Below are 17,222 nucleotides of genomic sequence, written 5' to 3'. Positions count from 1 at the left end.
TTCGCGGGACTCCAAGATCGAGCGGCACTGGAAGGCCCGAGGCGTTGCACCGGCGGAGTGACCGCCCCAATGCTGAACGTCTGGGAAGGCTGCTCGTTGGGGGAGCCCGTTGATCCCCGTTTGACATTGGCCTGTCATCCATGATCAGGCACCTGCTGTTGCTCTTGCGCAAGACTTTCAGTGTGGGTCCGAAAGCCGCACGGACCGAAAGCAAGGGGCTTTCTTCAGGTGCCATTCCTGCGATACACGACTCGTCTCCAGACGATCTGTCCCGGCTGGAGCTGGACGCCGAAGTGAGTGCCGAGGAATACTTCATTCAGGTACAGGGCGAAACGGCTGTCGGGTTCTTCGAGCCGACAAACAATGTCAGCTTCGCCTACGAAGAGACCGAATGGGACGTCGCGGATTTGCTGTCCGACACGCAATTGCCTGCACCCCAGGCGATCGGCCCGGCATCGTCGCTGAGCACTCTTCGCATTTCCGTCGATCGGCTGCGCATGGAGGCGGAAACTCGACGATGGCTATCCCCCAAATCCCGTTCCGCGCTCGAAAAGCTCGGCCGCAGGGACGCAAATCTCGCAAGATCTGAACTGAATGCTCTGGATTACCTTCTTGCGCGGGCAACGGGAACTTCCCGGCTGGCAACCGACATTGAGAGAATACAAGACCATATTACCAATTGGCTGGACGGTATCCGCTGACGTAGAGACTCGACACTTGATACCCGAAGACAATAGCCTCCTTAGCTCGATAGCGGGATCGGTAGCAAGTCATCCAGGATGACCGCGACGAGCAGGCAACGGACTGCCTTATATCGGGAGGCAGTTGGTTGAAGCGGACCTTCCATGGCTCAAAGCAACACCATAAGCGGATCGTCAGGAATGAACCTGGCATGACCGCGTAGGCCGTCTCGCTGGCTAGTGGGCCGACCGCTGACAAACAAACAGCTGCCGCCGGACTTTACTCCCTGAAAGAAACAGCCCGACCCCACAAGGTGGGGAGCCGGGCTAGCTTGCAAGAAGACCTCTTGGGCGGAGATCAAATTGCTTGGCCGAGCCGAGCCTCGAGGTTGATCATCTGCGCGTGTTATGAAGCCGCCCGACTCGTTTTTGGAGGAATGTATTCTTCAGCGTAAACCCGGGGCTCATGCACGCCCTGAATAGAGAGGTCTTCGCCTGACGCAGGCAACTCATCGGCGGCCATGATTGCTGCACATCGGGTTAAGCACTCGAAGCAGATGTGCGACGTGCCATGATTGTTCGCGACAAACTTTTCGAGCGGCTTACCTGATACGGGATGCGGCTTTCCTTCATCCGTCTCACACATGAAGCATCTTGCTATTTCGCTCATCACTTTCCTCCTTTGGTAATGAGTTACATCAACGAACCAGGATTTCGTCGTTCAAAGGCATTGTCACCAACACATTCTGAGTCATCACTTTTTGGTGGCGGAAACGTCACGAGGTCTTCGCGGGCGGCCTGGTTCAGTGCCCGGATGGCATGGTTGTTTGCTATGCCATGCCGCGATGCGCGCTCCAAAATTTCTTCGAGAGAATTCGTTCCGTTACAGCATTCAAGCAGCCAAAGAAGTCGTGGCTTCAGAGTGAGAAGTTTCCCATTGCTGGGATTGTAGATCAGTGTGCTTCCGTTAGCCTCTGACTCGAGCTCCACAAAATCTGTTTTGATCGGGATGTCGGGATTGCCCGACGGAAGCTCAACTGCGCGGCCACGAAGCGAATTAAACGACGGACCATGGTGACTTAGATATGCGAGCGCGTGGCTGTTCCACGGCGGAACGCCTTCTCGACAAACGTAGTTGCCGGGATACAGCTGGAACGGGCCACCAGCCTTGGTAATGCGCTCATAAGTAAACTGCGTGAGTTCCGTCGCAAGCGATTTAACCTCGTCTATGTCCATGCCGCCGCGAACGCGATACGGATGATCGAAAGCGTCTCCCTCAGGGGCGCGTGTCCGCGTCGATTTCAAACCGAACGAATCCGCCTTGGCGTACATCTCCGCAAAAGTCAGCAACGCGAAGGCGCCAATATTGAAAGACCCAATGGTCTGGTGATGGGCGACAAAGAAATCCGCCGTCAAAGTCGCCTCTTCGCGTGTCTCTCCCGGGAAACCGACGAAGCTAAAGAGATGAGGCGAAATTCCAGCCGCCCAGCATGCATCTAGGATACCTGGCACCACAGAAATCTGCGTTCCCTTCCGCATGAGTTTCAAAATGCGTTGGCTTGCGCTCTCGAAGCCAAAGTGGATACGTCGGCAGCCAGCACGGGCCAGCTTTGTGCAAAGCTGAAGATCCATTCGCCGGGTAAGTCGAGCGTAACACGACCATGTCACTTCAATCCGTCGCTGGATCAGAAGATCAGCCAGCGCCGACAAGCGGTCGGGCGGAATGTCGACGTCTGCGAAAGTAATACAAGTCGCACCGTGCTCGTGAACCAACGTCTCGATTGCTTTGATTACGAGCTCTATTGACTGAGGCGCATAGTCCTTTGTAAACGACTCCGAGCAGAAAAGGCACTGAGCATATTGGCAACCTTTCCCGCTTAGAAGGGGCATAACTTTTGGTGGCGCGAAATACTCCTTCATCGGTAAGTCGCCAAAATCGGGCGTGCCAAACGAATCGATGCTTTCGAGCGGTAGAGGCATCTTCGAAATTGGTTTCGAAGCGCCTCTCGTAATAACTCCGGGGATTTCATCGAGTGGCGCTCCCTCGCACAATGCGAGAAGCGGGGTTCGACCGTCATCGAGAACGATCCCGTCGATGAACTCGAACAATTGAGTCATCCGGACCTCCGGCAATCGCACCATCTTTGAGAAGACTTCGCCTCCGACAATAACTGGAAGAAGTGGGGCAGCCGCCTTAAGGACGCGTGCGAGCGTGAGTGCAGGGATAATTTGATGAGAGTAGACGACGGAGACGCCTATCACATCGAGTTGCTGTCCAACCAATTCAGGGACGAGGTGCTCCGCGAACACCGCTGCGAAGGGGTTGCTTTTGTCAGATTTGGCCAACTCAAGGAGATCAGAGATCGACTCCGGTTCACAACCCACCCTGAAAGAAACTGGAGTGATTCGGGACGGCGGAAAAACAGCTGAGAGCATGTCGCAGCCCCGATGGATAAGTCGGAAGTTTCGCGCGTAGCGCTTGGGGTCAAAGAAAGCAATCTGGTCGCGCAGTTCAGCTTTGGCGTTGTCAATCTCGTTTGCAATAAACGGACCGAGTGTCAGCGCACGACTAAGTAGGTTCTGCCATTCCGGATCTGAGTCTAAGATATCCCCTCGCTTCGCGATATCGAGAGCGGCTTGATGCGCCTTGAGGAGATAGGACTTACTGAGGACATGGTTGTAAAAGGCGACGTTCAGATCGCGCACAACAACATTATTTCCGCGACGTCTCAAAAAGCTCGCCAACATAGGCAAGCTTAAGTACGGCTGCGTTAGGTCAAATGGCGGCGGAAAAACGAGACCAATATTCATATAAACGACCCGTGACTAGAGCTTATATGGTCGAAAACATGTACTCTTAGTCGGCGTTACCTCAGGACTTTTCCTGTAAATTGTTAATGTCCCATGCCTTGACTAAATTGTCAACGGTACTTAACGATTATTTCTGTATGCCGGCGAGGGGCCGAGAACTCCTTGGCTTCATACGGAATACCATTCCAGTTGAAGTAAACGATGCGACCACGCCATTGGCTGGTATGCTTCTTGGATGAAAGCGGCCTCAAGCGAGGTCATCAACGATGGCCAAATGCAGGATGCGGACGTGGCCAGCGCAATGACCGAGATGCGGCGCTTTGCTGCTCGGCAGCCTTGGTCCGTGTCCGGATCGCGATAGTGGACGCACTGCTTGGTCGAAAACGCAAAGAAACTCGGGATGTTCGGCTAGGCCGCTCCGTTACCCCCGGGAACTGCACTGGCGCTCTTATCTCCAGAGGGCGTGATGATCTCGTCCGACGCGGCAGGACGGATGCGGTAGGAAAGACCTGGCAAGTGATAGCTGTCCTGCAGGTCATAGGCGTATCCGCTTGCCATCTTATGCGACATGAAGCGCTGCAATATATCGAACAGGCCCCGCAGGGACTGCGGTCCTCCCCCGCTCCGCTGGCGGTTGAGTGCATCAAGCAGCTGCACCCAGGTTGCATACGCAGCATCGTCGCGTAGGTCGGCCGTCGACAGAAAATGCGCGAAGTGCTTTGCGATCACTACGAGATGTACCTGCCCACGTTTCACGCCGCTGCCTAGACGCAGCGCTCGACGGAGGGCTCCGGGTTCTTCTGCAAGCCACGTCCGCGTGGCTCCCAGCCAGTGTGCCACTTCAGCGCGAAGACGCTTGGCCCGGTTTGACCGCCGCCGCATGTCACCACCGTATGGATCCTGATGTTTAAGCTGGAAAAGCACAACCACCCCATCCTCCGGGTCGACCGCGGCAAAGTCGATATCCGTGACCCGTCTTCCATTTCGTGTAACGCCAACATTGTCCACCAGGACCAGTCCCGGAAGATACTCATCAAGGAAGCGGCGCAGTGCCCTCTGCATCGACCGTTCACGCGTCTGCTGATTCCTATCGTAGTCGGCCGGGAAGCAGTGCCGTAAGGAGTTCAGCAGGAAGGAATAGGCGCCGGTCAGAACCGAGGCGACGGATGTAACCCAAGCGCTGTCCGAATATTCAATCAGAAATGGTATCGGCGCCATGGTTGGCGACATGATCGCCAGATTGTCACGCCGCAGGGATAGTACCCGCAGAATAATACGTGCTTCCTCGCGGGTCAGGAGCTCGTATCCTTCGTATGAGGGGCCATATTTGTTGAGCGCATCGATCAGATGGTCCTCGAATTCCTGCCGGGTCTCGTGATGGTCAGAATGTCCCGCAGACGGATATGCGGCGCTTTTTCTATGAGCGTCTCGGCAAACTTCTCGTGCTTGAGAGCAAGCGACAGGAAGTACGTCACGGCTAGTGTGTACTTCTGCATGGTCACACCACCGAACTCCAGTCGCCAGTTGAAGGTGTCGAATCCCTCTTGGTTCTGAATCTCGAGACTTGCCTGTCCAAAAAAGAAATCATCCAGATCAGGGTGAGCGTCGTATCCGATGAACTTCTCTCCGAACACGTAGACATTGTCGCGGAGCAAGCCGTTGATCTCGTCCATCACCCCGCCAAAGGTCTCTTGGACCATCACATCGGTGCGCTTGCGGTGCTGCCGCATGTAGTGCCGTTCTACGTGCGCTTCGTGCTGCTCCATGTTGTATACCGTGTTGGGCATGACAATGTCATACTGACGCTCGCTGAAGCGCTCGATCCCGCACTCCCCTGCCATCGCTGCGTGCGCGAGGCGCCGTCCCTGTTCGATGAAGCCGTAGCCGCCAACAAGATCGAGCGCGGCAAGGATCAGGGTCTCGTCACTTCTGAAAGTCACCACCGGATAGATGAAGCACGGAACCGCCGACAGCACCGCGGTAATCACTTTCGGAAGACCCATCTGCAGCAGGTGCATGTGAACGTCGGTCGCTTCCGTCTGCTCCTTCCGGGAGTAGTTGTAATAGTAGTAATCGAACTCCTTGATGGCCGTGAGCATGCCAATCCCGGCATTGTCGCGCTCAAGCGACACCCTAAGGCTGGCTTCTTCAGCCCCCAGCCGTTCCAGAAACTCACGGGCTACGTCTTTCATGCTGCTAGCCTGGCACATTCCTACCGCGTGTCAGGCTTCACCATTAGCTGCCGGAGCCATTCAGTGACGCTTGGAGCAGACGCGCGATCTGCCTTGCGAGGAATGGGGGCACCGCGTTGCCGACCTGAACATACTGCTGGGTTCGGTTGCCCAAGAAAAGATAGTCGTCGGGAAATGTCTGCAGCCTCGCAGCCTCGCGTACGGTCAGGCTGCGGCATTGGCCTGGATCTGGATGAATGAAATAGTGACCGTCCTTCGAGATGTGGCTGGTCACGGTCGTCGAAGGCTCATGCGCGAGCTGCACGCGGAAACGGTCGGCGAACGCTCCGGTATGCCAATTGCGGTGGTCCGGACTGAGTGCCTGCGGAAAATCTGTGGCCTTGGGGCTGCAGCCCCGCACTTTTCCGAACACCGCTGCGAACATGTAGCGCCCGAGGTCGGAGGTCATATGCCCGCGGGTTTCGTGCTGGGCTACGGCGCGAAGCTCGGGACGCTCGAGCCAACGCATGAGATCGTCATTCGAATTCCCGTAGCTATCCGGCAAGGCAGATGACGAGCGCTCGGAAGGCGGTGCATTGCGCAAGCGCTGCGCGAGATCGGTGAAGGTTTCGCGGAGCTCGCCATCGCTCTCCCCGCAATGAATATCGGCCAGAAAGCTCGCAGCATCGGTGACCGCACCGCGCCACACCTCTGCACTGTCGCTTGCACGACTAAGGCCACTGCGCAGTGCAGGAAGATCGCCGATGACCTCGTCCACCGTGCGTATCGTTTCCGGAGTGTCGACGGTCGCTTGCGTCACTCCCGCAACGAGATCCGACCGGAGGCCGACTATGATCACACGGTGCCGCTTCTGCGGGACGCCGAACTCCTCGGCCTGCACAATGAAGTCTGATGGTTGCCGCGCTTCTGCGAAGCTGACCTTTCCGTCCTCGACCCGGATTGCGCGCAGCTCATAGAGATGACCGTTCTGGGTGCCCAGCGAAGACAAATCCTCCATCAGCAACTCGAATACCAAGCGGCTTTCGACCGTCGAAGAGAGCATCCCCTTGACGTTCTCCATCACGAAAGCGGCAGGCCTCAGCCGGTCGAGGACGCGAATGTATTCTCGAAAGAGATAGTGCCGTTCGTCGTTTTCGGGGACGTAGCCGCGCTTCCCCTTTGCCCGTGCTCGGCCGACGAGAGAGTACGCCTGACAGGGTGGCCCACCGATCAGGATGGTGTCGTCGGATTCGCTCCGCACCTTCCTGATCGCGTCTTCAAGCGCCGCGGCGGCGGCGCCGGTCCCCAGTTCCAGGCGGCGCGCCTCTGCACTAGCCATACTCCAAGCGTCCGTGTCCACGGCGGTCCAATCCGGTTCCGGGATAAGTCCCGCGTGGAATTCGACGAATTCCTTCGGCAAGGTGTGGTATCGCGCTCGATATTCCCGCAGAAATGCACGCAACGTCAGAGTACGATGTGCGGATGTCTCCTTCTCGACCGAGATGCCGATGTGAAATGGCGCATGGCCATTCTCGACGAAAGAGGCAAAGCCTTCGCCCAACCCGCCCGGACCGGCAAAGAGATCAACAACGCCGAAAGTGGCAGGCAAATCAGGCTCCTGATGAATTCTGTTTGAACCGTGTATATCAATTGCGGAAGTGAACGCCAGGACGCCGTGACAGATATCGTGGACAAACAGACCCGCTCCCGGATGATGGCCGGGATCAGGGGCAAGGACACGAAGCCAGAGCTGGCGCTTCGCCGAGCGCTGCATTCGTGCGGTTTCCGGTATCGACTTCACTCAAAAGGGATACCTGGGCGGCCGGACTTGATCTTCCCCAGATTCAGGGCCGCCATCTTCGTACATGGATGCTTCTGGCATCGCCACTTGGGATGCCGCTACACCACGACCCCGGCAACGCGCCCCGAATTCTGGCAGTCCAAGTTCGAGTCAAACGTCAAACGAGACGGCTTTGTCCGTTCAGCGCTTCTTGATGGTGGATGGCGCGTCGCGACGATCTGGGAGTGCGCATTGCGCAGACCCGATCAGGTTGCAAAGGCGACCAAACTTCTCGACGTCTGGCTGCGCTCCGGAGGTGCCTTGGCCGAAATTGGTGAAATGGACCTTCTCGAGAAGTGTACGAACACGACATCGCGAGATCGCACGTGACCTGCACCCAACATTAGCAATTACGCCCCGCCAACCGACATCGCTGAAGTCCAAAGAGTTTGAAGGCAGTCACCTGGGCGGACCTTATCAGTCGGAGCTACAAACGAACAGGCGGTACAAAAGGCAAAACCGGCTCCGCTTATCTGCCTGAGCAATAAGTCTCAAAATCTGATCTGCTGACTGGCCGTCGACATCAAGGGCGAGCCGGCGCGCATATGCGGTTGTCCGACCAAGGATAACCGAATGAAAGACTGACCGAGGGGCTACAGCTTCTTTATCTGATCGACCAAGGCGCGTGCCGCCGCTTTCCACGTCAAGACCGGCGATATAGCCTTCCTAAAATGATCGGCCCGCTGGAACGCAGCGTCGCGATCGCTTAGGACAACCCTCACCTGTTTTGCCCATTCGGCAACTATGTCGGCTTCGGATTTGCCGTCCACGATGCAGACTACGGCTTGGGCGCTGGTCAAACCGATCGCCGCGACGACTTCTTCATCCTTATGGAGCATCTCGGCAAGGCCACTCGCCGTCGATATTAGGACCGGAACGCCAGCGGCGATCGCCTCAAGCGCGACCAACCCAAATCCCTCCTTTTTCGATGGCATCAGCAGGAGCGACGCTTCGCTAAGGTCAGCAGCCAGCGAGACCCCATCGGTGGTATAAAAACGGGTCTTGACGAACGTCTTGAGGCTTTCCTGTTCGATAAAGCTGCATTGCTCCTTGAGCTTTTCTTCTTCGAAACCGCGCATGGTCAAGGTCGGCTTCGTCCACTCATCGAACGAAGGATCGTTCCTTACGAGCGTTGTCGCGTCGACCGCCAGCTTCGCCCCCTTAAGCTCGGCGTGCTCCAGCCGTCCCTGAAAGAGTAATACGGTCGACAGCGGTTTCGTGGTGCTGGTTGGCGATATCACGAGGCCGGGCCGCAATTGGCCAACGGGCGGGGATCCGCCCAGTTTGTCGGCAATCTCTCGATAGATGCGCGGCCCGACCCCTATGACCAAGTCCGCCTGCTTGCACTGCTTGAGCTGGACATCGGCTTTGTGGGCACCTTTCTTCAGGCCATCGTATAAGTCGGTCGTTTTGTGGGCCTCAATCTCATCAGGAATGGTGTGGACGACGTGGACGTTCGGCACTTTCAAGACACGCTCGGCAATGTGGTGGGCGGCCGGCCCAGTTATATGGTCGTGCCCAATGACGACCTGGGCCCCGGTAGCCGCCAGTTCATCGGGCGAGGCAAGTAACAGGCGCTTAATTCCGTCGAAGCCGGGTTCGGTGGGACAGCTCAATAGCAGCACGCCGTGGGCATTCGCATCGGCACGATCCTCGTCAGTGGCATCGATAACCAGGCACGAGATGGTGTGCCCTTCTTCGGCAAGTGCGATGCACAGGTTTCTGTTAAGAGTCGACAAGCCGCCATGCCCCGAGTCCCACTCGGTTGCGACGCTGAGGATTGCCAAGGCCTCCACCGGTTTGACCTCGGCTGGTGAAATATTGACGGCCGGCGTCGCCAGATCGATTGCCGGCTCAGGCAGGCTATCGCTAGCTAGAAGTTTCGAAGCCGCCGCTCTGAGCTCGTCCTTCGCACTTCGAACCGGCGGTGTCACGCCATAGGACGCGATCGTACGGAGCACATTACCCGGCGACCGCGAACGCCACGCCATGAGCTGAAAGGCTGCTTCGGCATCCGCCACCCGAGATTTGAGCCATGGCTGGTCGGGGAGCTGCGTCGCCAGCACGCGAACCGCGTCCACCGCCGCCAACGTGCCAAATTGGACCAACCGATCGAGAACGGCACGTTGCGTCGCCTGTATTCGGTCGGCGGGCCCGAGCCATCGAGCGCCGACGTGGCGGTCCTCGGGCGACGGCGGAAAGTTCAAGTCGATCCACAAATAGAGATCACGGAGCTCCGCCGCCGTGAAGTCTGCGATCGGGAAAGATCCCAGGTCATGCAGATTGTGTGCTTCCAAGAAGATTGCACGCGCCCGTAGCGGATCGGTTGCGTCGAGCTTGAACAGATGTGGCCACGCCTCGCTCGGAAAGCTGAACAGGAATTCGCCGGCCAAGCTGGTGAGAGCGGCCTCGTTGAGCATGGGGAGTTGTTCGGACGTGTCCCCGGTCATCGACGCGATGACGGCGCGACGGACCACGGGATGATTTCGCGAAACAAGAAACCGCAGGAGCTCGAGTCGTAGGGCAATTGGAGTCTTGTTTCGGAATGCGAGCTTATATAGCAAGATCGCGATATTCGTGTTGTAGGCAAGTTCCAACCGGCCCAAGGTCTCTCGGATGGAATTCTCATCCCCTGCGCGGATCAGAAGCCGCGACAAGACGGCCATGAATTGGCGCGGGGCCATGCGGTAGGCCGTGGCGACCAGGTTGATCCGGATACTGTCGCCGAGCTGGTCCTCGTTGGCCGGGGCTCCGAGGACGACATGTGCCCACCTTCCCCAGACCGCTGAGTCAAGCGCGTCCAAGCGCTCAGGGGCCTCCGACAGCAGCAGGCGAAACGCACGATACGCGGCCACCGCGGGCCGGTGGAAAGTTTTGGTGCCGAGCCAATTGCGCTGCGGCTGCTTGTCTTGGGTCAGATAGGCTTGGGCCCACTCGATGGTGGCTTGTCGCTGCGGCGGTGTCAGCATCCGCCACAAATATTGGTCAGTCAGGTCACTGGCGTACTCGTCTCCTAGGCGGCCGCGTTCGTTGGCGAAGAAGAACAGATTGAACTCCCACCATCCGTCGACATTGGTCGGGGCCCGAGCTAGGCGTTTTGCGGCTTCTTCCACCAGGTCGAATGCTGGCTGGTTCTGATCAGTATCGGATATCTCACTCGTGTGCCGGCTGAACCGGGCGTGGGAGCTCTCCAGATCGGTCGAAAATCGGATCCTCAGGGCGTTGGCGAGTGCCTTGTTCGTCTCAGACGCCTTCCAGACGTCGTCGTGGCCCTCGATGCCGTCCACATGAACGAGCGCGACGATTGCCTCGACGAGTGTCTCGACAGGAATGGTCTGGACGTCGGCGCGCAATTGCTGCAGCAGCCACGGAATGTCGTCGGGTACGAGCAACGGCCAGCGGCTATAGATCGATAACAGGGCGGCCCTGTCTTCGGCCCCTTGGCGCCCGAGGACGGTTTCGGCCAGCCGGCGCCGGTGCGCGGCGTTTCCAGTCCGGAAAGCTTTTGTGAACTCGCCGAACTCGCTGGAGTAGATAAGCTGGACAGCTTGCAAGGCATTGGCGGCCGCGCTGAATGCCGCAAACGCCTCGATCACTCGGCTGTCCCCCGCATTCCGCCAGGCCGCCGAAAGCATGGTAGCGAGCAGCTTGTGGCTGAGGCGATCGTCGTCGCCTTCCTGGGCGGCCCTTTCCCTGACCCACTGGACCGCCTTCACCGACTCCTCGGGTGACAAGGAGAGCTTAAGATAATGCTGAAACCGCCAATAGCCGCCGATCAGGTTCGACCTTTTTCTGGGCCTCAGCGCCTCGAGTAAATCGCCGAAACTAATCAGGCCGGGCCATAGCGCCGCGAGCGACCAGCCCCTGAGTTCGTCATCCACGTCGGCAGGATCGCCAGGGAGTGCGAGCGGCTTGAGCTTCCATCTGGCTTCCGCCGTGCCCAACTCTCCTACCGCGATAACCGCCTGAACGCGCAGATGGATCTCGTCGTCGCGATCGAGCGCGATCAAGACAAGATTGTCGATCAGTGACTTGTCCTTGCACTCGATCGCGATCTGGACGGCGGCCCGACGTGCAGTCCGCGAGTGGTCCTTCTCTGTCAGATAAGGGAAGAGGTCGTCACGAAGCGTGGGATGACGCAGCTTCGAATATCGGCGATGCAGGTTCCAGTCGTTATCGAAGAGCTGATCGTTGTCGAAGTCATGGAGAAGTTGTTTTACAAGGTTCGAGCGATCCATGTCGCTCGCCGCGGCAACGTCGCTGCTCAGGAGGATGACCGGCTGCCTGGATACTAGCGCCTTGAAAAAATCTTGCCGCATACTTGCTACCCAGGCCGCGACTTCATGTAGTTGCGGCGGGATGCGCTTAGCTGGATCCTGAGCACTACCGAGAAATTCGAGTAGTTGATCGGTCGAGAGCTCTCGTTCCGCCAGGTAGTAAGCGGCCAAGAATTCCGAAAATGTCCGATGGGCCCAAACGAACTTGGTGTCGCTCAGCGGGTCGAACAGTGACGTCCGAAGCAACTCGACGATCTCGGGTTCACCAACCCTGAAGCCTTCTCCGGCAATTGCCTCTACGCCCCCGGCTATCTCGGCGATGAGGACCGCGTCCGCGTCACCGAAACCAGCGCTAATGCCGACGGACGTCGACCCGGAAAAGGTCGTCGCTGCGGCTATCCTTGCAGCGACCAGTAACCGGGAGCCGGTATCGAGGCGTCCGATTAGCCCGTTTCGCAGCCGAACCTCGTTCGCTTCCTCCAGGAGTGCCAATATTCCCCGGTGGTAGAGCAAGACCTGCCCTGCCGGAACATCGCCTGACTGCTCGTAGATCCTAAGAAGGAGGCGGAGGGTGATCGGCCGTCGCGTTAGCGCTTCGGCGTTGTTCAGCTTCTCCAGAATGTCTAGCCAGGTCTGTGGCGGAATGCCGGCTTCCCCGGCTGCACCTTTGGCATCGTCAGCGTCCAGTTCTTCGAGCTGCACCATCTCGACCGCGTCGCCGAAGACCGAACTCAGCACGGCGGACAGGCTGTCCGGCCACTCCGCGGCGCGGCAGCTGATCCGGAATCTAAAATGTTCCAGGCGATCCTGCTTCTGGACCGCGGTGATTGACGTGAGATCAGTCAGGATAAGCCGAAGCGAATGATCAATCGCCGCGACAAGGTCTTCATGCTCGATGACGGCCTCATCCAACCCATCGAGATGGATCGCCCATTCTTTGCCGATCGCCCAAGCTTGGCGACCTGCACTTCCTCGAAGCTGCAGCTCCAATTCGTCTCGTGTCGACACGAGCCCCAAAGATATAAAGTCCGAGTGTGCGCCAGCATCTTGCGCCCATCGGTGAAGGAGCTTCATTTCGTTCGTCTTGCCCATCCCGGGCAGCCCCAGCATCACCACGCAGCGGCCTTGGCGCAATTCAAACGTCGTACGCCGGGCTGTTGCGTTCGCGCCCGCTGGTACGTGCCGGTCGTTAGGCCGCGCTGCTGTCCAATGTCGTGTCCAGTTACTCATATCGACTCATCAATACGGGATGCCCGGTGTTCGTCGCTCTATAATCGGGAAGCCGCTTTTCGTTGACGATTGGGATTATCGTCTGGGGACCGAATGACCGACCTGCGGCGACACCGCAAGTCATCCGACCCGACCCTCGTCATTACCTAAAAGCTGTCCGTCTGCAACTATCCAAGTTTTTGGTCGGGCTGGAGTATTCTAGGTGAGGCGGATCTTGCGAATGCCCACCTTGAGCCGATTGGTGCCAGAAGACTATCTGGCAGCTAACCACCTTTGGCCACGCGAGATATACCGGTCAAGGACTGACGGATTGGTTCCGGACAGGTGTCGAGGTGGCTCTGCTTCAGTTCGGTTCGGTGAGACAACCGTCACGAAAAGCATAAGGATTGTGAACGACCCATCTTGTCCCACTTTCAAGGCGGGCCATTGGAAAGCTTCAATTATTGCTCCCCGGCTAGGGGCACCATTCTATGTTCAGCTGCTGATTCGCCTTTGCTTGCCCGCGGATGGTCCAGGCGAACCCGGTGAGACCATGGCTGTCTGATGACAATGGGGCTGTCCGTCAGGTGACAGCAGGCGCAGGCGGTATTTCGCGGGATCTCGCGGCTCATCCAGGACAATTCAGAGCAGCGGGCTGGCGCCGTTGCGGCGACCTGCGTCCCTGCCAATCCGGTCAGAGCGAATGCTTGGAGAGGCGATGTTCCATTTCGGTCGTCATGATGTGGGGGTCGCGACGCTGCCGCGACAACTTCGATCAGAGCGCCCTGCGAAGTATCCATCGGGACGCCAGGAAATTGAGAGTCGTCGTGATGGCGAGGGTGGCGAGGTATGCGGCAGGCGCGTTTTTCAGGATGCTTCGCAGAAAGTGAAGACTCGCCAATCCGATCAGGAAGACGACAATGATCGAGCCCCCCAGTGCCAGTCGATCGGCAAAGCCGGTGCGTCCTCCGGGAAAGACACGCTCGGGATAGAGCACCATGACGAACAACAGACCTGCCAGCCAGGCAATTGCATAGGAAAGACCTGAAGGCAGGACAGCGAGGCCGGCAAAATAGATGAGGCTGGTGAAGGCTGTGTTGAGACCACCGGCGACGAGGAAGCGGACAGCGTCTGCGCGCATTCGGTCAACGGCCGTCCTGTCCGACTACGCTGAGGAAATCCGTATAGTCCCTGATGTAGTCACCCGCATCATAGTGATGCGAAGCCATGACCAGCAGGACCGTGTCCGGCTGGAATTTGTACTGGATTCCCCAGATGCCCGGCGGCATGTAGAGCCCGATCGACGGTTCGGCCAGAGAAACCTCTTTTCTGTCATGGCCGTTGTCGAGGACAACGGAAAGCCGCCCATGGGCCGCGATCAGGAATTGATGGCATTCGCGATGTGCGTGCTCGCCCCTGACCTTGTCGGAAGGCACACCGTAGACCAGAAAGGAGCGCGCCGGTTTGAAGGGCAGGTTCGAACCGAACTCCAGCGGTGCGATCTCGCCGCGCAGGTCGCCAAAATGCGGCAGCCTCCAGAGTTCGCTGCCGCCGATGCCAAGCGGCATTCTTTCGCCGGGCATATCGGGGAATGTCTGCGTCACCGTCGGCTGGATTTGCGGACCGGTCTGGTAGCCGATGATGATGGCTGGATTTCCGACCACCACGGCATTGGCGGGAACATTCTTGGTCACCACCGCGCCTGCGCCGATCATCGCCTGACGCCCGATGACTATGCCTGGCAGGATTGTCGCATTGGCGCCTATCGATGCGCCGTCCTCGACCGTCGTCAGAAGAAATGCCTCGGGATACTCTTTCGAGCGCGGGAAACGATCATTGGTGAATGTCGCGTTTGGGCCGACGAACACGCGGTTCCCAAGGCGGAGGCCGTCCCACAATTGAACGCCGCTCTTTATGGTCACGTCATTGCCGATCACCACGTCGTTCTCGATGAAAACATGATCGCAAATGTTGCAGTCCGCACCGATCACGGCGCCCGGCAGAACATGGGCAAACGCCCAGATACGTGTTCCCTGGCCGATATGCGGACTTTCGCAGATGCCCTGCTCATGAACAAAAAATGCCCTGTCGGTCATTTCGATGTCCCCTCGACGACGCGGCTGATCACTCTCAGGGGCCGTGACTTGGTGTTTTCAACCGCCCGCCAGAGATAGCAGCCCAGAATGCCCTGGACCATCAGACTGGCCGATCCGAAGCCCACGATCAGCAGCACCAGTGTTGTGTAGCCGGCTGCGTCAATGTTGCCGAGCAACCGCGCCACGACGGTAACGGCTGCAAACAGCAGGCTGAGCAGGCAGCCCGCGAAACCCACCCAAAGGGTCAGAATTATGGGGAAATCGGAGAACGAAAAGATGCTGTCCATCATGTATCTGAACCGACGGGCCATGCTCCAGGCACTCGTCCCGTGCTCTCGTTCGCGGCGGCGATAGGGCACGAATTCCCGCCTGAAGCCGACCCAGAACAATTGCACGACAAGCGAGCTGTTGGGCTCCTCGATGGACAGGATCGCTTCCAGCACCTGGCGGTTGCAAGCAAAAATATCGACCCCACCGCTCGGCATGCTGGGCAGGACGAGCCTGCGGTAGGCCGCCCAGAACGCCTTCGACAAAACCCGCGTTATCGGCGGATCATTGCGACCCGTCCTGCGCCCGAATACGACGTCGGCGCCATCCTTCTCCAGGATCGAGAAGAACTCCACGATCAGTTCCGGCGGCTCCTGCAGGTCGGCGGCCATGGCGGCGACATGCTCGCCAGAAGCATGTTCGAGACCGGTTCGAATGGCGGTGAAAGAGCCGAAATTCCGGCTGTGAAAGATGATCTTGTAGTCGAAGCCAGAGGTCTTCAGCGCATTGAGAAGCAAGGGCCCCGATTCATCCGGCGACCCATCGATGACAAAGACGAACTCGATATCGCCCTCATACCTGGCATGAAAATTGGCGACCGCCTGCATCAGGGAGGGGATATTCGCCTGATTGCGGTAGATCGGAAAAACGATCGAGCGTGTCGTCACATTGCCTCCCATTGGGCGAGTGCCAGACAGACTTGGCCGACCTCGTCATACGTCATGTCGGGATAGCACGGCACGGTGCAGAGACGGTTGACGCTGGCCCGTGAGACCACCAGATCTTCGGTTCCTTTCATCGGCAGTCCTGCCCAGCCGACCTGATCGCAGTCAAGGACGGGGTAATGGATCTCGGTATCGACGCCATGCTCCTTCATGAAAATCCTGAACGCATCGCGCTCGTCGCACAAGGCGACGGCAAGATGCGCGACCGCGCCGTCACCGCCTTCCACGAATTGCAACCGCCGCCTGGCGGCCGACTTGTAGCGGCCCAGAATAGCACGGCGTCGTTCGTTTCTATCGCCCAGATCACGCAGAAAGACATCGAGAACGGCCGCCTGGACCTCATCCATGCGGGAGTTGCGGCCATGGGGTACGCCGACATGATATTTTGACACCCAGCCATATTGCTGCAGCCGCCGCACATGTTCGGCGATCGTCGGGTCGGACGTCAAAATAGCGCCGCCATCACCCGCTGCGCCGAGATTCTTGGTTGGGTAGAAGCTGAAAGTGGACACGTCCGCGAGCGAACCCGCCACGCGCCCGCCGATGCGTGCGCCATGTGCCTGCGCACAATCCTCCACGATCGGAATATGTGAGAGGCCGGCCTCGGCAAGTGCGCTTTTGAGGGCGCCGACATCGACGACGCCGCCATAAAGATGCGTGACGACGATGGCGGCGGTGTCCGTGCTGGCCGCGGCCAGCACCGATGAAACGCTGATCAACTGGCTGGCTGCATCGATGTCGACATAGTGGGGGACAAGGTCGTTGTGCCAGCAGGCGCAACTTGCGTAGCCGCCGGCATTGGCAGCCGTGATGACTTCGCGTCCCCGAGCGCCATTGCGCCCGACAGCCGCGGCCAAGGCCAGTTCGAGAGCGTCCGTTCCGTTGGCCACAAGGACGCAATCCGAGACGCCGATGAAGCCTGCGAAGTTGGCGGCGAATTTCTTGCCCATCGCGCCATTGAGCCACCATCCGGAGCGCAGTGTGCTTGTTACTTCACGTTCAATTTCGACCTGGTATCGTTGATACAGCCGCTTGAGGTCGTTCATCGGGACGGAATCTTGTTTCGTCATCGGCGACTCAATGGCTGAATCTGTTTTTCACTTCGAGAGTGATCGCTGGACACAACTCTTGGCAAGCTGAATTAAT

At 58.3% G+C, this 17,222-nt stretch carries 12 protein-coding genes; 2 read left to right on the top strand and 10 right to left on the bottom strand.

Annotated elements, in window-relative coordinates; translation table 11 throughout:
* The first annotated feature begins 140 nt into the window (after nucleotides 1-140).
* Entirely contained in the window at nucleotides 141-701 is a 561-nt protein-coding gene (locus tag EN845_RS20225) for a hypothetical protein (RefSeq protein WP_127872265.1), read from the top strand.
* Nucleotides 702-1,086: 385 nt separating this feature from the next.
* Here the strand turns inward: EN845_RS20225 and EN845_RS20220 are convergent, their stop codons facing one another.
* The 5 genes from EN845_RS20220 to EN845_RS20200 all read right to left on the bottom strand — a co-directional run bounded on the left by EN845_RS20220 (nucleotide 1,087) and on the right by EN845_RS20200 (nucleotide 7,436).
* On the bottom strand, nucleotides 1,087-1,350 hold the full coding sequence (locus EN845_RS20220; protein ID WP_127872266.1) for a hypothetical protein: 264 nt from the start codon (nucleotides 1,348-1,350) through the stop codon (nucleotides 1,087-1,089).
* Nucleotides 1,351-1,373: 23 nt separating this feature from the next.
* Nucleotides 1,374-3,491, bottom strand: coding sequence for a radical SAM protein (locus EN845_RS20215; RefSeq protein ID WP_127872267.1), 2,118 nt, complete (start codon nucleotides 3,489-3,491; stop codon nucleotides 1,374-1,376).
* A 408-nt stretch (nucleotides 3,492-3,899) separates the two neighbouring features.
* The gene (locus tag EN845_RS20210) at nucleotides 3,900-4,721 is read right to left on the bottom strand and encodes a hypothetical protein (protein ID WP_127872268.1); all 822 of its coding nucleotides are present in this window, start codon (nucleotides 4,719-4,721) and stop codon (nucleotides 3,900-3,902) included.
* Between the two features lie 113 nt (nucleotides 4,722-4,834).
* A complete protein-coding gene (locus tag EN845_RS20205; protein WP_127872269.1) occupies nucleotides 4,835-5,683 on the bottom strand; it encodes a hypothetical protein in 849 nt (282 codons plus the stop codon).
* Between the two features lie 43 nt (nucleotides 5,684-5,726).
* A complete protein-coding gene (locus EN845_RS20200) occupies nucleotides 5,727-7,436 on the bottom strand; it encodes a DNA cytosine methyltransferase (RefSeq protein ID WP_167531488.1) in 1,710 nt (569 codons plus the stop codon).
* On the opposite strand from EN845_RS20200, the gene EN845_RS20195 reads away from it, so the two are divergent.
* A complete protein-coding gene (locus EN845_RS20195) occupies nucleotides 7,338-7,832 on the top strand; it encodes a very short patch repair endonuclease (protein WP_127872271.1) in 495 nt (164 codons plus the stop codon). The two genes, EN845_RS20200 and EN845_RS20195, sit on opposite strands and share 99 nt — an antisense overlap.
* A gap of 263 nt (nucleotides 7,833-8,095) precedes the next feature.
* Here the strand turns inward: EN845_RS20195 and EN845_RS20190 are convergent, their stop codons facing one another.
* The 5 genes from EN845_RS20190 to EN845_RS20170 all read right to left on the bottom strand — a co-directional run bounded on the left by EN845_RS20190 (nucleotide 8,096) and on the right by EN845_RS20170 (nucleotide 17,122).
* The gene (locus EN845_RS20190; RefSeq protein ID WP_189587423.1) at nucleotides 8,096-12,871 is read right to left on the bottom strand and encodes a glycosyltransferase family 4 protein; all 4,776 of its coding nucleotides are present in this window, start codon (nucleotides 12,869-12,871) and stop codon (nucleotides 8,096-8,098) included.
* Between the two features lie 892 nt (nucleotides 12,872-13,763).
* Nucleotides 13,764-14,129: a GtrA family protein gene (locus EN845_RS20185; RefSeq protein WP_127872273.1), complete on the bottom strand. Its 366-nt coding sequence runs from the start codon at nucleotides 14,127-14,129 to the stop codon at nucleotides 13,764-13,766.
* Nucleotides 14,130-14,133: 4 nt separating this feature from the next.
* Nucleotides 14,134-15,084 carry a WxcM-like domain-containing protein gene (locus EN845_RS20180; protein ID WP_127872274.1) on the bottom strand — a complete coding sequence of 317 codons (951 nt, stop codon included), beginning with the start codon at nucleotides 15,082-15,084 and terminating at the stop codon, nucleotides 14,134-14,136.
* Nucleotides 15,081-16,019, bottom strand: coding sequence for a glycosyltransferase family 2 protein (locus EN845_RS20175; RefSeq protein WP_210235203.1), 939 nt, complete (start codon nucleotides 16,017-16,019; stop codon nucleotides 15,081-15,083). The genes EN845_RS20180 and EN845_RS20175 overlap by 4 nt, the downstream gene beginning before the upstream one ends.
* Complete coding sequence (locus EN845_RS20170) at nucleotides 16,016-17,122, bottom strand: DegT/DnrJ/EryC1/StrS family aminotransferase (RefSeq protein ID WP_167531486.1); 1,107 nt, start codon at nucleotides 17,120-17,122, stop codon at nucleotides 16,016-16,018. Before EN845_RS20170 ends, EN845_RS20175 begins: the two co-directional genes overlap by 4 nt.
* Between the last annotated feature and the right edge of the window lie 100 nt (nucleotides 17,123-17,222).

Origin of the sequence: Mesorhizobium sp. M8A.F.Ca.ET.202.01.1.1, assembly GCF_004791595.1 — a bacterium.
In the GTDB taxonomy this organism is placed as follows: domain Bacteria; phylum Pseudomonadota; class Alphaproteobacteria; order Rhizobiales; family Rhizobiaceae; genus Mesorhizobium.
This window is presented reverse-complemented; position numbering and strand designations above follow the sequence as displayed.

What these genes read in the sequence shown, in the direction of transcription:
- EN845_RS20170 (WP_167531486.1), bottom strand. Translation starts at nt 17,122, where the DNA reads ATGAACGACCTCAAGCGGCTGTATCAACGATACCAGGTCGAAATTGAA.
- EN845_RS20185 (WP_127872273.1), bottom strand. Translation starts at nt 14,129, where the DNA reads ATGCGCGCAGACGCTGTCCGCTTCCTCGTCGCCGGTGGTCTCAACACA.
- EN845_RS20180 (WP_127872274.1), bottom strand. Translation starts at nt 15,084, where the DNA reads ATGACCGACAGGGCATTTTTTGTTCATGAGCAGGGCATCTGCGAAAGT.
- EN845_RS20210 (WP_127872268.1), bottom strand. Translation starts at nt 4,721, where the DNA reads ATGTCGCCAACCATGGCGCCGATACCATTTCTGATTGAATATTCGGAC.
- EN845_RS20205 (WP_127872269.1), bottom strand. Translation starts at nt 5,683, where the DNA reads ATGAAAGACGTAGCCCGTGAGTTTCTGGAACGGCTGGGGGCTGAAGAA.
- EN845_RS20190 (WP_189587423.1), bottom strand. Translation starts at nt 12,871, where the DNA reads ATGGGCAAGACGAACGAAATGAAGCTCCTTCACCGATGGGCGCAAGAT.
- EN845_RS20215 (WP_127872267.1), bottom strand. Translation starts at nt 3,491, where the DNA reads ATGAATATTGGTCTCGTTTTTCCGCCGCCATTTGACCTAACGCAGCCG.
- EN845_RS20220 (WP_127872266.1), bottom strand. Translation starts at nt 1,350, where the DNA reads ATGAGCGAAATAGCAAGATGCTTCATGTGTGAGACGGATGAAGGAAAG.
- EN845_RS20225 (WP_127872265.1), top strand. Translation starts at nt 141, where the DNA reads ATGATCAGGCACCTGCTGTTGCTCTTGCGCAAGACTTTCAGTGTGGGT.
- EN845_RS20200 (WP_167531488.1), bottom strand. Translation starts at nt 7,436, where the DNA reads ATGCAGCGCTCGGCGAAGCGCCAGCTCTGGCTTCGTGTCCTTGCCCCT.